This window comes from Cupriavidus pinatubonensis (assembly GCF_019602855.1).
Lineage (GTDB): Bacteria > Pseudomonadota > Gammaproteobacteria > Burkholderiales > Burkholderiaceae > Cupriavidus > Cupriavidus pinatubonensis.
Genome location: NZ_CP080766.1, coordinates 2,683,843 through 2,697,359, shown reverse-complemented (window position 1 = coordinate 2,697,359; position 13,517 = coordinate 2,683,843). Strand labels below are relative to the sequence as shown.

Annotated in this window: 16 protein-coding genes; 6 read left to right on the top strand and 10 right to left on the bottom strand. The window is 65.7% G+C overall.

The annotated features are described in order from the left end of the window. The first annotated feature begins 86 nt into the window (after nucleotides 1-86). The gene (locus tag K2O51_RS12300; RefSeq protein WP_041680480.1) at nucleotides 87-953 is read left to right on the top strand and encodes a LysR family transcriptional regulator; all 867 of its coding nucleotides are present in this window, start codon (nucleotides 87-89) and stop codon (nucleotides 951-953) included. Here the strand turns inward: K2O51_RS12300 and K2O51_RS12295 are convergent. Next, nucleotides 950-2,053, bottom strand: coding sequence for an AGE family epimerase/isomerase (locus K2O51_RS12295; RefSeq protein WP_140949492.1), 1,104 nt, complete (start codon nucleotides 2,051-2,053; stop codon nucleotides 950-952). The genes K2O51_RS12300 and K2O51_RS12295 overlap by 4 nt on opposite strands. Nucleotides 2,054-2,232: 179 nt before the next feature. On the opposite strand from K2O51_RS12295, the gene K2O51_RS12290 reads away from it, so the two are divergent. The 3 genes from K2O51_RS12290 to K2O51_RS12280 all read left to right on the top strand — a co-directional run bounded on the left by K2O51_RS12290 (nucleotide 2,233) and on the right by K2O51_RS12280 (nucleotide 3,263). Next, the gene (locus tag K2O51_RS12290) at nucleotides 2,233-2,481 is read left to right on the top strand and encodes a hypothetical protein (protein WP_011300424.1); all 249 of its coding nucleotides are present in this window, start codon (nucleotides 2,233-2,235) and stop codon (nucleotides 2,479-2,481) included. Between the two features lie 221 nt (nucleotides 2,482-2,702). Then, nucleotides 2,703-2,978: a hypothetical protein gene (locus tag K2O51_RS12285; protein ID WP_011300425.1), complete on the top strand. Its 276-nt coding sequence runs from the start codon at nucleotides 2,703-2,705 to the stop codon at nucleotides 2,976-2,978. Between the two features lie 12 nt (nucleotides 2,979-2,990). After that, entirely contained in the window at nucleotides 2,991-3,263 is a 273-nt protein-coding gene (locus tag K2O51_RS12280) for a hypothetical protein (RefSeq protein ID WP_140949491.1), read from the top strand. A gap of 7 nt (nucleotides 3,264-3,270) precedes the next feature. Here the strand turns inward: K2O51_RS12280 and K2O51_RS12275 are convergent, their stop codons facing one another. Further along, entirely contained in the window at nucleotides 3,271-4,905 is a 1,635-nt protein-coding gene (locus K2O51_RS12275; RefSeq protein WP_140949490.1) for an acyl-CoA synthetase, read from the bottom strand. 205 nt (nucleotides 4,906-5,110) lie between these two features. Between K2O51_RS12275 and K2O51_RS12270 the strand changes: the two genes are divergently transcribed. Then, on the top strand, nucleotides 5,111-5,809 hold the full coding sequence (locus tag K2O51_RS12270) for a Crp/Fnr family transcriptional regulator (protein WP_011300428.1): 699 nt from the start codon (nucleotides 5,111-5,113) through the stop codon (nucleotides 5,807-5,809). 104 nt (nucleotides 5,810-5,913) lie between these two features. Further along, on the top strand, nucleotides 5,914-6,567 hold the full coding sequence (locus K2O51_RS12265) for a hypothetical protein (protein WP_041680482.1): 654 nt from the start codon (nucleotides 5,914-5,916) through the stop codon (nucleotides 6,565-6,567). Here the strand turns inward: K2O51_RS12265 and K2O51_RS12260 are convergent. The 8 genes from K2O51_RS12260 to K2O51_RS12225 form a co-directional block, all read right to left on the bottom strand. After that, nucleotides 6,564-6,869, bottom strand: coding sequence for a hypothetical protein (locus tag K2O51_RS12260; RefSeq protein ID WP_011300430.1), 306 nt, complete (start codon nucleotides 6,867-6,869; stop codon nucleotides 6,564-6,566). The genes K2O51_RS12265 and K2O51_RS12260 overlap by 4 nt on opposite strands. 256 nt (nucleotides 6,870-7,125) lie before the next feature. Then, the gene (locus K2O51_RS12255) at nucleotides 7,126-7,563 is read right to left on the bottom strand and encodes an EamA family transporter (RefSeq protein ID WP_011300431.1); all 438 of its coding nucleotides are present in this window, start codon (nucleotides 7,561-7,563) and stop codon (nucleotides 7,126-7,128) included. A gap of 76 nt (nucleotides 7,564-7,639) precedes the next feature. Next, a complete protein-coding gene (locus K2O51_RS12250) occupies nucleotides 7,640-8,935 on the bottom strand; it encodes an MFS transporter (RefSeq protein WP_140949488.1) in 1,296 nt (431 codons plus the stop codon). Between the two features lie 734 nt (nucleotides 8,936-9,669). Continuing rightward, nucleotides 9,670-9,837 (bottom strand): hypothetical protein, encoded by a 168-nt coding sequence (locus K2O51_RS12245; RefSeq protein ID WP_011300433.1) that lies wholly within the window; start codon nucleotides 9,835-9,837, stop codon nucleotides 9,670-9,672. A 207-nt stretch (nucleotides 9,838-10,044) separates the two neighbouring features. Continuing rightward, nucleotides 10,045-10,521, bottom strand: a complete 477-nt coding sequence (locus tag K2O51_RS12240) for a YjjA family protein (protein WP_220630298.1) — start codon at nucleotides 10,519-10,521, stop codon at nucleotides 10,045-10,047. A 95-nt stretch (nucleotides 10,522-10,616) separates the two neighbouring features. Then, complete coding sequence (locus K2O51_RS12235; protein WP_011300435.1) at nucleotides 10,617-11,039, bottom strand: VOC family protein; 423 nt, start codon at nucleotides 11,037-11,039, stop codon at nucleotides 10,617-10,619. A 43-nt stretch (nucleotides 11,040-11,082) separates the two neighbouring features. Then, nucleotides 11,083-12,198, bottom strand: coding sequence for an NADH:flavin oxidoreductase/NADH oxidase (locus tag K2O51_RS12230; protein WP_220630297.1), 1,116 nt, complete (start codon nucleotides 12,196-12,198; stop codon nucleotides 11,083-11,085). 80 nt (nucleotides 12,199-12,278) lie between these two features. Beyond that, nucleotides 12,279-13,508 (bottom strand): YbfB/YjiJ family MFS transporter, encoded by a 1,230-nt coding sequence (locus K2O51_RS12225; RefSeq protein WP_140949487.1) that lies wholly within the window; start codon nucleotides 13,506-13,508, stop codon nucleotides 12,279-12,281. Between the last annotated feature and the right edge of the window lie 9 nt (nucleotides 13,509-13,517).

Here is a 13,517-nt window from a genome sequence, read left to right as displayed (position 1 = left end):
GAACCGATCATAGTCACCACCCACCCGATCGGGAACCCCACTGGAGATGTTGACTGCGATCGGATTTGCCGATGACAATCACGGCCATGCTAAACCCGGTCTGGATCCAAACCTTCGCCACCGTGGCCGCCGCACGCAGCTTCACCGAAGCGGGGCGGCAGCTTGGTTTGTCCCAATCGAGCGTCAGCGACCATATCCGTCGCCTGGAGCAAAGCGTGGGTCGCCGCCTGTTCGTGCGCGATACGCATTCGCTGTCGATGACGCCCGACGGCGAAGCACTGCTCGTGCATGCACGGCTCATCCTGGAGGCGCTGGCGCGTGCGGAATCGCAGTTCACCGCGCCGCGGCTGCGAGGCCGCGTGCGGCTCGGCACCTCCGAAGACCTGGCGCAGGGGCCGCTGTCAGGGGTGTTGTCCGCGTTCCGCAATACACACCCTGACGTGGAGATGGAAATCACCATCGCCATGACCAGCAAGCTGTACGAACTGATGGATGCGGGCTCGCTCGACCTGATGCTTGGCAAGCGCCGCCAGGGGGATCGCCGTGGCGTACCGCTGTTTCGCGGCTCGCTGGAGTGGCTGGCGCGTCCCGGGACGGTGGTGGACCTGTCGCAACCGCTGCCGCTGATCCTGGTGCACGAGCCCAGCGTGACGCGGTCGGTCGTACTCGATACGCTGGCCAAGGCCGGCTGCCAGTGGCAAGTCGTCTGCAGCAGCAGTAGCCATTCCGGCTGCCTTGCCGCCGCGCGCGGCGGGCTCGGACTGACGGTGCGCTCGCGCTACCTGTATGGCGAAGGCGTCGCCCCTCCGCTCAACTGGGAAAAGCTGCCGGCGCTGCCCGAGGTGGAATTCATTTCCTTGTCCGCGCGCCGGCTGAGCCAGCCGGCCGAGACACTGCTGCGGCTGCTGCAGAAGAGCGATCTGCGCGCCGCCAGCAGCTGGACAAGCGCCTAGCTCTCGAGGTCCGGCAGCTCGGCGTAGGCTGTGGCGAGATGGTATGGCGACGTCGATGGCATTTCGGCGCGCACCACCTCGCCCGAGGGAGCCAGGCATTCGTGCCAGCCACCGTTGTGCAGGAAACGGCTGCGGTACTCGCGCAACTGCGCTTCGAGCGTCACCAGCGATTCGGGCGTCCCATGCACGGCCAGCGCACGCGCATATTCCGTCTGGGCCCAGATCCGCTGGGTGCCATCGAGCAACGCGCCGTGCTCATCGAGCGCCGCGCTGACGCCGAACGTCCCGGGCACCACGCCGTGGGTCTGTGCAAACACGAAGGCCCGCTCCAGGGACTCGGTCAGCGGCGAGCCCTCGAACAGATCGTGATTGCCCGCGACCAGCGAAAACCACTCGAACTGATGACCGGGTTCGATGCGATTGCCGTTGGCTTCCTTCGGCAACTCTGCGATACAGCCGTTGGCCGGATCGACGAATCGGCCATGCACAGCCGCGGCGATCTCGCGAAGGCGCTCCGCATACCAATCGTCATCGGTGGCGTCGAGTGCTGCAAGGTAAGCCTCGGTCAGATGCATGATCGGGTTTTGCTGCAAGCCCGCACCCTTGTCCTTGAAAAACTCGGAAAGCGCCGCGTGGTACAGCCCCGTGCCGTCGGAGAAGCGCTGCTCGACAACGTCGCGCGTTTCCTCGAGGACGGCGAGCGCGTCCTCGTTGCCACTGCGGGCGTAGTAGTGCGCGCACGCAAAGATCACGAACGCGTGTGTGTACAGGTCGCGCGTTGAGTCCAGCGGCATGCCCATCGGATCCACGCTGTAAATCCAGCCGCCTTCACCATTGCTGAAGTAGGCCTGCAGCGAACCGAACAGCGTATTGGCGTGGTCGAGTTTCCCCGCCACCGAAAACACGTACAGCTGGCGCGCGCACGCCATGGCACGATAGCGCACTGGCGGCAAGGCGTCGCCGGTGGCGCCGTCGAGTGCCTCGTACGGGAGCAGCAGGTCGGCATTCCAGCCGTTGGCAGTCCAGTGCGGCAGGACAGCGGTGTCATAGTGTGCGCGCAGCGACGCAACCAGTTCGGCGAGTTGAGGCGAGATGGGCATGCGAGTCAGGAAAAGCGGCGCCACCCGGCGCCTCCGCGCAGAAGATACTGGAAACCGCGCCGCGACGGAAGATGCACAGCCAGTCACCACCATTGTCGGGACAGGATGCGTAGCTGGAATTGGGGCCGCACAATTGCTAGCATCTAAGCTCCACGTCGTCGCTGTTTCGGGAGACTGTCATGTCGATTCAGCCCCTCACCCTCGCCGACAGCCACCGCACGCTCGTGCTCCATGTCCTCGAAGATCCGCCGGGCCTTTATACCTGGCGCATCGTGATGGAAGAGCACTGCGGCGCGGCCGATGCCGACTGCACCATCGAAGCCAGCTCCTCCTATCCGTCCGAGGCCGAAGCCGAAGCCGCCTGCTGGGCGGCAGGCAACTACATGCTCGACGGGCCACGTGCCGCAGGAGAAGTGCGGCCTTCCTGACCTGATACGTCCGGCGGCTTTTCTCCGCCGGACGTATCGCCTAACCTGAAATCGTTGGCAGTGGCAACGCGGGCGGCTTTTTTTGCTCGCGCTTCCTCCGGCCACCCCGCAACCTCTCGGGGCTCATGCCACTTGCCCGCAATCTTCCTGGCCTTTACTACCGCGTATGCCGGCCTCGTGCACGCATCGTGCGCCCGACGGCAGCGCCGCAGGAGCCCGCTATGGAAAAGGAAAAGCCGGTCGTCAGTCCCCAGCGTTTCGTCGAGTTAATGAACGAGCGCCTGGTGAAACACCCTCTGTTCCAGGAGGGCATGCACGTGTACGCAATTCCGCAGCACACCGACCATCCGCGCAGCCTGATCTGCGTCGGGCCGCGTGGCACGGCGGGCGTATGCACCACCATCGAAAACATCGTGCGCGGTGAATTCGAGGTGTTCCCGGAAATCGCGCAGGAATGGCACAGGCCCGGGCCGCCGCAGCACGCGGGCCTGCGTTGATCCACATCTGCCATGCCTAGCGGCTCACACGAGCACAGCGCCCCCTATCGCGGCTACCGCATTCACATCGCGGCACTGCGTTACGGGGGCCAGCATGACGGCTGGTGGACGCTGCGCGCGCACATCTGGCAGCAAGGCCACGCCCTGCCCGATCAGTACCCGAACAGCGGCGTGCGCTTTGCCTGTGCTGCCGACGCCAGCCGTGCAGGGCTGGCGTGGGGTCGCGAAACCATCGACCGCCTGTTCGCGAACCGGCAAGCCGAGGAAGAGGCTTCGTTCTCCTGACGTCGCCTCAGACGTCGATCGCCGAATCCGACTTGACCTTGCGGCGCAGCTCGAACTTCTGGATTTTGCCGGTCGAGGTCTTCGGCAGCGGTCCGAAATACACAGCCTTCGGCACCTTGAAGCCCGCCAGCAGCGTGCGGCAATGGGCCATCAGTTCCTCTGCCGTCGCACTCGCCCCATCTTTCAGCTCGACGAACGCGCACGGCGTTTCGCCCCATTTGGCATCCGGCTGCGCCACGACTGCTGCCGCAAGCACGGCCGGATGGCGGTAGAGCGCATCCTCCACCTCGACGCTCGAAATGTTCTCGCCGCCCGAAATGATGATGTCCTTGCTGCGGTCCTTGATCTTGATGTAGCCGTCCGGCATGCATACGCCGAGATCGCCGGTGTGGAACCAGCCGCCCGCAAAGGCCTCGCGCGTCGCCTTCTCATTCTTGAGGTAACCCTTCATGCAGATGTTGCCGCGGAACATGATTTCGCCGATGGTCTCGCCATCGGCCGGCACCGGCTGCATCGAATCGGGATCGAGCACGGCCACGCCCGACTGCAGGTGATAGCGCACGCCCTGCCGTGCCTTCTTCACCGCACGCTCTTCCTGCGACAGACTGTCCCAGCCGTCCTGCTCGGCGCATACGGCAGCCGGCCCGTACACCTCCGTGAGGCCGTACACGTGCGTCAGCTCGAACCCCATCGCCTCCATCTGAGCGAGCACCGCGGCGGGCGGCGGCGCGCCGGCCACCATGCCGCGCACGGGGCCGCGCAGGCCTTCGCGCCACGACGGTGGTGCATTGACGAGCGCGGTATGCACGATCGGCGCCGCGCAGTAGTGGGTCACGCCTTCGTCGCGCATAAGATCGAACACGAGCCGCGGCTCGAACTTGCGCAGGCACACGTTGACGCCCGCACGTGCCGCAATGGTCCACGGAAAGCACCAGCCATTGCAGTGGAATAACGGCAGCGTCCACAGGTAGACCGGATGCTTGGGCAGGTCCCACTCGAGGATGTTCGAGATCGCATTCATGGCCGCGCCGCGGTGATGGTACACCACGCCCTTCGGGTCACCCGTCGTGCCCGATGTGTAGTTCAGCGCAATCGCATCCCATTCGTCGTCAGGCATCTTCCACGCGTACTCAGGATCGCCCGAAGCGAGGAACGACTCGTAGTCGGTATCGCCGAAACGCTCCGCCTGCGGGCCCAGCGCATCTTCCACGGCGATGACCTTCAGGCCCGGGATTTCCAGCGCCATCTGGCGTGCGAGGTCGGCGAACTCGGTATCGGCCAGCAGCACGCGCGCCTCGCCATGGCGCAGCATGAACACCAGGTTCGCAGCGTCCAGTCGAATATTGAGCGCATTGAGCACCGCGCCGGCCATCGGCACACCGAAGTGCGCCTCCACCATGGCTGGCGTATTGGGCAGCAGCGCTGCGACGGTATCGCCCTTGCCCACGCCCGCTCGCGCGAGCGCACTGGCCAGGCGGCGCGCCCGCACATAGGTGTCGCGCCAGTTCTGGCGCACCGGGCCGTGCACGATAGCTGGCCGGTCGCCGTATACCTCGGCGGCGCGGACCAGGAAATCAATCGGGGTGATCGGCACGAAATTGGCCGCGTTGCGGCCGAGGCCGCTGTCGAAATCGGTGGGCATGATTGGTGTCTCCGCTTAGCTGTCTGGCACGGGGGCGCTGTAACTTTTTCTTCCACAAGGCTATCATCGCACACGCTTGCGCACTGTCATCCGGACGACAAACCTCCCGGAAAGCCGCGCCAGGCAAGGCTTACAGGAGTCTTACAGAGCCAGCGCCACGCCCGCGCAGCCCCCAATTGCCCGCCGTTTCGCAAGCTCGCCTACCATGACCGCGCCCGCCTTTTCCCCGACCGATTCGCCGCTCGCCGGCCATGCCTGGTTCCATGCGCTTGCGCCCGAGCATCAGGCACTTGCGGCGCGCGAGACTGTGCTGAAGGAATTCGCAGCGGGCGCCTTCATCGCGCGGCGTGGAGAACCGTCGCGCGACTGGATCGGCGTCGACAGCGGGCTGATCAAGCTTGCCGTCTATACCCCTGACGGGCGCGGCTGCACGTTCTCGGGCGTGCCCGCCGGCGGCTGGTGCGGCGAAGGCAGCGTGATCAAGCGCGAGCTGCGCCGCTACGACGTGATCGCGATCCGCGATTCGCGCGTGCTGCTGGTGCCGGAACCCGTGTTCAACACCCTGCTCGCACAAAGCCTGCCGTTTTCCAGCTTTGTCGTCACGCAGCTCAACGAACGCATGGGACAGTTCATCGCCACCGTGCAGAATGACCGCCTGCTCAGCGCCGATGCACGCGTCGCACAGGCCATTGCGCAACTGTTCCACCCGTCGCTGTATCCGCGCACCAGCCCCGTGCTGGAGCTGTCGCAGGAGGAAATCGGCCTGCTTACCGGCCTGTCGCGACAGCGCGTCAACCAGGCCTTGCGGCGCCTCGCCGACGACGGACTAGTCCACCTGGCCTACCAGACGATACGCGTGACCGATCTGCCACGGCTGCGTCACTTCGGGCTGTCCGAGCTGTAGCCCCCGGCCGAAATGTCATGGTGTCGGCGGCCTTGAAGGTTGCGCCGGCCGCCGAATGCTGCGACAGTTACCGGCCGCGCGCCTGCGCCCCCGCCATTGCCCGCATGCCCCTTGTCAGCCGCAATCCCGTCCGCATCACCCGCCTGCGCTTTCCGTTCGCCGTGCGCGTGGAAGCCGTGCAGGGCGCGGCCCGGCTGCGCGACGTCAATGCGCGGCGCGACGTGCGGCCCGGCGACCCGTTCGTGGTCCCGGCCTTTGCGCATTTCGATTGCGAGTTGCAGGCGGCACCGGGACAAACGTGCACCATCACGTTCAAGGCCGTGCCGGACGCGGTCTGCCCGCGCATGAACGCAATCCATCACGACAAGCACTGGTCCCGCACGCTGGCGCGGCTGGTCTTTGAGCATCCGACGGCGGACTGGAACGCCGCACTGCTTGCCGAACAGTGGCAGGTCGCGCAGCGCCTGGTGCGTGCGCGCCTGTTCGCCGAAGGCGAGGCTTTGCACCCGCTGGTACGCGAGCAGCGCGCTGCACGGGCGTTCTACATGCTCGCGCTATCCGATGCCGCACCGGTGCTGCCAGCGAGCCGACTGGAATTGCTGGCGACGCAGTCAGGCCTGCGCTCGGCCGCGGCATTCGCGAATGCCTGCGCCAATCTGTTCGGCATAGAGCCGGCTCAACTGCAGCCGGGCATGCACGATAGTCGGCGCCCGCACGCGCCGGCCTGGGCCGCGTGGCCGGTGCCTGCTACGGCCTAGATAACGCGATAGATTTCCCAGCGCGCGGTGCCGGACACCACGAACGGTTCCAGTTCACGCCCCCATTGCGCATGCGCGGGAAGCTGGCCGAGTTTCTGCCACGCACGGTCCAGTTCGGCCAGGTCGGCCACTTCCCAGTCGTGGACGACCGTGGCCTCCAGTGCGCCGATCGATCCGGTCAGCAGCCGGCCGCACTGCAGGCCAACCTGTGGCGCGATGTCCTGCGCCCACTGTTGCAGGCGGCTGATCACCTCCTGCTTGTGCCCGAAGCGGGCGTCAATCTGCCATCTGGCGATCAGCATGATGTCTCTCCAGGTCAGCGCACGCCGCCTTGGCGACGCGCGATTCCGTGGGCTGCCTTCATCGCGGCCCGCGCCAGGCCGACTGGTTCCACTATATGCCGGCACCGTTGAAACGGAGGAAGAAAGCTGAGACGTTGCCAAGTCGGCAAATTTGGCTCGGGGAACTCGCAGGGCCGAGCGCCAGCATGCGAGGAACGCCCGCGCCGCCGCAGCCGCCCACCGGGCTCGCGGTGGCATGAAGCGCCAGTGCCCAGCGCTATCGCCGCAGGCTCAGCACGATCACTCCCGCCGCGACCAGCCCGATGCCGAGCCATTCACGCGGCGCAGGCCGTTCGCCAAGGAACAGCACGGCGAACAGTGCCACCAACACCAGGCTGAACTTGTCGACAGGGGCCACTTTGGATGCATCGCCGATCTTGAGCGCGCGGAAATAGCACACCCATGAGGCGCCAGTGGCCAGCCCTGACAACGTAAGGAAGATCCAGTTTCTGGCCGAGAAGGCCGATGGGTCCATCCACTTGCCGGTGCTCACCACGAAGGCGGCGAGCACGACGAAGATGATCACCACGCGAACCAGCGTGGCCATGTCGGAATCGATGCCGGCAAGGCCGACCTTGGCAAAGATCGCCGTCAGGGCCGCGAAAATCGCGGAAAGCACGGCCCAGGCGAACCAGCTGGAAGCTGCAGGCATCATCGTGAACGCTCCGGAGCGCCCGGGCGCATGGCCCGGCAAAGCCTGCAGTATATCGGCGAGCGCGCGATCTCTGACGTCAGGCGTGCGCCGCGCGCGAGTCTGGCACGGTGGTTCCCTGCTGCTGCAGACCGGCGAGTCGCTGCTTCGAGCGCTCCGGATTGATCAGCGCGGCGCCACCGAACCCGCCAACGATCATCAACGCGCCGCACACCGCGAAGCCAGTCTCGTAACCATGCGCCCCGGTGGCGTTCTGCACCAGATAACCGGTCACCAGCGGCGCTAGGATGCCGGCGATCGATGAAATCGAGGCGTCGATCGACAGCAGCGCACCACGCTGCGCCGGCGGGCACACTTCAGCCAGCATGGCCGGCCCGAGCGAGTAGATCGAGGGCGCGAGCGCGCAGCTTGCCGCGAGTAGCGCCACGCGCTGCCAGTTGCCCAGGCCCGGCGCCACCAGCGCCGCGAGGCAAACCCCAGCGCCCACGAGCATCAGCGCGGCCAGGCGGCCCCTGGCAATGCGCGACGGCGTGCCCCGACGCAGCATGCGCTGCGACCACCACGCCACGGCCATCGTGACCGGCATGTTGACCGCGATGATGGCCGCAAACAGCCGACCCGACGTGGCATGGTCGAAACCAAGTCCGCGCTGCAGGTAGGCCGCGAACCACGTCAGCGACAGCGCGAGGCTCCAGTACGCCACAAAGCGCAGCAGGAAGCAGCCCAGTACCGTGGCATCGCCGAGCAGCGCCCGATACGGAACGCGCTGTTGCGTGGTGGCCTGGGCCGAAGGCTGTTCGACCTTGCCCTCGCCACCGAACAGCAGCCACAGCACGGCCCACGCGGCACCGAGCGCGGCCAGTACGTAGAAGTTAGCGCGCCAGCCCCAGTGCGCAGTGATGTATGGAATCGTGATACCCGCGAGGATCAGGCCCGTGGCACCGCCCTGCGTAAAGAACGCCACAGGCAGCGTGCGGCGATCATCGGGGAACCACTTGTAGGCCGCATGGATGGCAATGGCGGTCGACGGCCCCTCAGCAATGCCGAGCAGCACACGCGCTGCGATCAGCACGGCCAGGCTCGATGACCATGCCAGCGGAATCTGGAACAGGGACCACGCCACGGCCATCAGCAAGAGCAGCAACGTGCACGACACGCGGTTGGCTATAAAGCCACCGGCTACGCCGGCCACCGCGAACAGCCAGAAGAAGCTGCTGCCGACCAGCCCGAATTGCGCCGGCGTGAGACCAAGTTCATCCATCATCGGGCCAGCAAGCAGCCCCACGCTGATCTTGTCGAGGAAGTTCACGACCACGAACAGGAATAGCAGCACGGTTACCACCCATGCACGGCCCCGCTGATACGTTGCACTCATTCGTCCTTGTCTCCGTTTTCTTGTTTGTAGAGCCGGCCTGGGGCTTGCGCAAACTGATTGTGGGCGACACGCGGGGCGTCACCGCTTGGCCGGCCGTCACGGAAAAATTCTGGACAGGGTCGGGTGAGGGTTACTCGTCGTATCCGACGATTTGCCAGGCATGTCGGGGAATGCCTTACGGCTCGCCGAGCGAATTCGCGAGCGGGGGACTGGTGGTTTGGGTTTTGCTGCGCGAATTGTTGTGGATTTTTAGGGCGGCGGGGTTGGTGTGGTTTGGTGGGTGCTGCTGGGGCGATCGCGGGGCCGGCGGGAGTTTTGTGGTTGGGGATGGGGTGTCGCTCTTGACTAGCGCCGCTGTTTCGCCGGCGTAGCCGGCGAGGCACTTTTTGTCCGAGCGACAAAAAGTACCCAAAAAACGCGTCGTTGCCGCTGGCCATCAATTCCGCGGCAGCAGTGGTTCATGCGGCTTTGGACGCCGTCATGGTGGTCGGCCGTTCGACCCTGCTCTGCGTAGGTTTTCAGCGCGGTGCCTGACGTCAGCCGACTTTTGAACGAGCCCCGACCACGTATAGGTACAGCGTTCCAATAGCGCCCGGGGTGGGACGCCTTCGGCTGCGCTGCGCGCACATAATCGGCGTACAGCAGCGCATGCCAAGCACAGCACTCCGCAGTGCTGCGAGGACCCGTTCTTGCTCTGCCGCGTGGTGGCGACGACCAGGCCGCCGTGCCAATACTCAGCCCACGGCGTGCATCGGCGACATGGAGTACACCAGCACGAGCACCGCGACGATGGCCGGAGAACCAAGCCTGATCGCCGTGCTGCGCGTGAGCACGCCAAGATAGACATACAAGCACACCAGCACCATCGCTGTCAGGTACACGAGGCCGTCATAGACTTGCATGGATGTCTCCCGTGGGGTCATGCCCCGGATGTTTTTATAGGTCTACATCGTGCTGCCGCCAGGCCGCTTTGTTGGGGGGACGCCCTGGCGCAATGCGTTTGCTGTCTGTTGCGGATCATGGTCGCCACTTCGCGGTTGGGTGGCAATCATGGAAATCCCTGCGAAAACGGCGAAAAATGGCCTCAAAATTTGATGCGCTGCGCAAAATCACAGCAGTGCCTTGCCTTGCGAAAGTATCTTTTCGCACACCTGCTCGGTCGCTTTGGCCTTGAGGCCGCTGCCACTCAGATCCAATGTCTTGCCATGGCCATCCTGCAGGATGCCTTGGGCGCCGCTGGTGTAGCCATTGTCCGTAGATGCCTTGGATGGGCCGCCAAGCTTGTCCATCAGCTTGTCCTTGACGGAACCCGCGCCGCCAGCGCCGAGGTAATTGTTCTTGATGCAGAAGTCGAGCAGGCCCGTGACATTGCCCATGCTGCCCGATGACAGCGACTGCAGCGAAAGACCGCTGCCTAGTCCTCCGAGCGCGCTGGTTGCGCTTTCCGCCCCGCCACCCAGTGGGTTTTTCAGGACGTCGCCCAACTGAGCCCACGAAAACGGGGCCATGCCCATCAGCACGGCCGATGTCAGTACCACGGCAGCCGCGCGACGATGCCGCCCGAGCGTTGTCTTGCATGCCTTCATCGTGCCTTCCCTCCGGTCATGCGCCACACAGGTCAACTTCTACTATAGTGCGCGCGGCAGCGTTGCGACCCCACGCGCACTTCAGGCTATGTTGATCAATCTGCGGGCAGCATCTGCGGATTCCAGGCGACTTCCCAGAGATGGCCGTCCGGATCGGCGAAATACCCGGCATAGCCGCCCCAGAACGTCGGCTGCGCGGGCTTGACGATGGTGGCGCCCGCCGCTGCGGCCTGCTGCATGACCGCATCGGCCTCCGCCTGGCTGCCGACGTTGTGGGCCAGAGACGCCCCCGCCGCGGCGCGAACGGACACCGGCAGTCCGGTGTCATGCGCGAGGCTCGCGCGCGGCCAGATGGCGAGCTTGAGGCCGGACTGCAGGTCGAAGAATGCCACCGCGCCATGCTCGAATTGCTCGCCGACAATGCCCTGCGTCGGCAGGCCCAGGCCGTCACGATAAAAGCGCAGCGATCGTTCCAGGTCGTCGACGCCCAGCGTGATCAGCGTGACACGTGGTTTCATGGGCCCTCCTCTTCTTGTGGAGTGAAAGCGGTGCAGCGCAAATTCAGCGCTGGCCGAAGCTGGCGCCCGAAAACAGGTCCTTCAACTCACGCGGCTGGGAACGCCAGTACTGTTTCGGCGCCGCCACGCTAGCCCCGAGCTTCGCTGCGGCATGCCACGGCCAGCGCGGATCGTAGAGCATCGCGCGCGCCAGCGAGACGGCGTCGGCCTCGTTGCCCGTGATGATGGCCTCGGCTTGCTCCGGCTCGGTGATCAGCCCCACGGCGATGGTCGGCAGGCCCACCTTGGCCTTCACGCGCTGCGCATACGGAACCTGGTAGCCCGGGCCGAGCTTGATTGCCTGCGCCGGCGAGACCCCGCCAGTAGTGACATGGATCGCCGCGCACCCACGCGCCTTCACCGCCTGCGACAGCGCCACCGTTCCCTCGATATCCCAGCCGCCCGGCACCCAGTCTGTGGCCGAGATGCGCATCCACACCGGCCGGTCTGCCGGCACTGCGGCGCGCACCGCGTCGAAGACCTCGATCGGGAAGCGCATGCGGTTTTCGAGGCTGCCACCGTATTCATCGTCGCGATGATTGGCCAGCGGCGACAGGAACTGGTGCAACAGATAGCCGTGTGCCGCATGGATCTCGAAGCCCTGGATGCCGAGCCTCACCGCACGCACCGCCGCCGCGACGAAGTCGTCGCGCACCTTGTCCATGCCGGCGCGGTCGAGCGCCGTCGGGCGCGCCTCGCCTTCGGCATGGGGCACCGCCGAGGGTGCAACCGCCTGCCAGCCGCCCGGCGCATCGGGCGCGACCTGCTGGCCGCCTTCCCATGGCACCTGGCTCGATGCCTTACGCCCCGCATGCCCGAGTTGAATGGCCACGGCGATCGGCGCGTGCGCGCGGATCGCCTTGAGCACGTGCCCGAGCGCGGCTTCGTTCTCGTCCGAATAGAGGCCGAGGTCCCCTGCCGTGATCCGGCCTTCCGGGGAAACCGCCGTCGCTTCCAGGATCAGCATGCCCGCGCCGGACAGCGCCAGCGAGCCGAGGTGGATCATGTGCCAGTCGACCGCATTGCCGTCCTGCGCCGAGTACTGGCACATGGGCGCAATGATGATGCGGTTGGGCAGCGTGAGATTGCCGATGTCGAGAGGATCAAACAGGTGGCTCATGCGAATACCTTGTCTTGCAGATCAGGAGATCAGAATCGGCGCACAGAGGGCGCCCTATGCGACGGGTGAACCGCTCGATTCTAGGCCGATGCGGAATTTGCCGCTTGCCGCCGCGCGCCGCCGAAGTCGAGCGCCAGGGCGACCACCATGGCCGCCGCGCCGCAAGCGAAGATCAGCGCGTAGCGCTGGCCAGAATGCGCAAACAGCCAGGAGTAGCCGTAGCCGGACAAGGCCTGCAGCAGCGCGAATGCGCTGGTCGCATGGCTCCAGGAAGCCCGTTGCGCAGCAGGGTCATGCGGAATCAATTCCTGGATACGGCCAAGTGCCAGCGGCGCGATGCCTGGCGTGAACACGCCGAGCATGACCGTCGCGACGCCGACGACAAGCGCATGTCCAGACACCGCAAGCAGCGCTACCGCCAGGCCTTGCAGCAGCATGGCGCCGCGATACGCCAGGCCAAAACCGATGCGATCCGCAACCAGCCCGCACAGCGGCGGCCCGGCGATGGCAGCGACGCCGTAGAGCACCCAGTAGCCGGCACCGACACTGCTGCCCCGGCCGAGTCCGCGCGCGATGTAGTCGACCAGCAGCAGCATCACAGGCACCAGACCCAGGGCGTTGAGGGCGTACTGCGCGTAGAGCCGACGCATGCCTGCAGGGATTGCGGTCGGTCGCGAGGCATTCGCAGGCTGATGCGCTGGCGTATCGGCCGCAGGCCAGCCGAACCAGCTCAGCAGCGTGAGCGCCAGCGACACCAGCCCCAGGCCGATCCAGGTTTCGCGCAAGCCGAGTTGCAGCAACCACGGCACCAGCGTGCCTGAAGCCGCAATGCCAAGCCCAAGCCCGAGAAAGATCATGCCGCTGACGAGCCCGCGCCGCGGCGCCGGGATATGCGGCAGGATCGACGTGGCCACGAGCACCATGATGGCGCCTCCGGCGAGGCCCGCGGTAAAGCGCCACGCGAAGTACCAGATCACCGACAACGGCCATGCACACGCGATGAATGCAACGCTCGCGGCCAGCATCAGTGTGCGCAACGCGGTACGGTTCGACACCGCCGAGGCGTACGGCCGCCCGAGCATCGCTCCGGCGAGGTAGCCCGCAAAATTGGCCGCGCCGAGTGTCACGGCTTGTGCTGCGGTGAACCAGTGCGCCTGGATCAGCGTTGGAATCAGCGGCGTGTAGGCAAAGCGTGCCAGCCCGATGGCAACGAGGCTGGCGCAAAGACCCGCCAGCGCGGCATAGATGGCGGCGCCGTCGAGCGGTACCTGAGGGACCGTGCCGGGTCTGGCGGTGAGCGGTTGTGACATGGTGGACTC

Coding starts and splice junctions, on each gene's coding strand:
- K2O51_RS12300 (WP_041680480.1), top strand. CDS start 87: ATGCTAAACCCGGTCTGGATCCAAACCTTCGCCACCGTGGCCGCCGCA.
- K2O51_RS12295 (WP_140949492.1), bottom strand. CDS start 2,053: ATGCCCATCTCGCCTCAACTCGCCGAACTGGTTGCGTCGCTGCGCGCA.
- K2O51_RS12290 (WP_011300424.1), top strand. CDS start 2,233: ATGTCGATTCAGCCCCTCACCCTCGCCGACAGCCACCGCACGCTCGTG.
- K2O51_RS12285 (WP_011300425.1), top strand. CDS start 2,703: ATGGAAAAGGAAAAGCCGGTCGTCAGTCCCCAGCGTTTCGTCGAGTTA.
- K2O51_RS12280 (WP_140949491.1), top strand. CDS start 2,991: ATGCCTAGCGGCTCACACGAGCACAGCGCCCCCTATCGCGGCTACCGC.
- K2O51_RS12275 (WP_140949490.1), bottom strand. CDS start 4,905: ATGCCCACCGATTTCGACAGCGGCCTCGGCCGCAACGCGGCCAATTTC.
- K2O51_RS12270 (WP_011300428.1), top strand. CDS start 5,111: ATGACCGCGCCCGCCTTTTCCCCGACCGATTCGCCGCTCGCCGGCCAT.
- K2O51_RS12265 (WP_041680482.1), top strand. CDS start 5,914: ATGCCCCTTGTCAGCCGCAATCCCGTCCGCATCACCCGCCTGCGCTTT.
- K2O51_RS12260 (WP_011300430.1), bottom strand. CDS start 6,869: ATGCTGATCGCCAGATGGCAGATTGACGCCCGCTTCGGGCACAAGCAG.
- K2O51_RS12255 (WP_011300431.1), bottom strand. CDS start 7,563: ATGATGCCTGCAGCTTCCAGCTGGTTCGCCTGGGCCGTGCTTTCCGCG.
- K2O51_RS12250 (WP_140949488.1), bottom strand. CDS start 8,935: ATGAGTGCAACGTATCAGCGGGGCCGTGCATGGGTGGTAACCGTGCTG.
- K2O51_RS12245 (WP_011300433.1), bottom strand. CDS start 9,837: ATGCAAGTCTATGACGGCCTCGTGTACCTGACAGCGATGGTGCTGGTG.
- K2O51_RS12240 (WP_220630298.1), bottom strand. CDS start 10,521: ATGAAGGCATGCAAGACAACGCTCGGGCGGCATCGTCGCGCGGCTGCC.
- K2O51_RS12235 (WP_011300435.1), bottom strand. CDS start 11,039: ATGAAACCACGTGTCACGCTGATCACGCTGGGCGTCGACGACCTGGAA.
- K2O51_RS12230 (WP_220630297.1), bottom strand. CDS start 12,198: ATGAGCCACCTGTTTGATCCTCTCGACATCGGCAATCTCACGCTGCCC.
- K2O51_RS12225 (WP_140949487.1), bottom strand. CDS start 13,508: ATGTCACAACCGCTCACCGCCAGACCCGGCACGGTCCCTCAGGTACCG.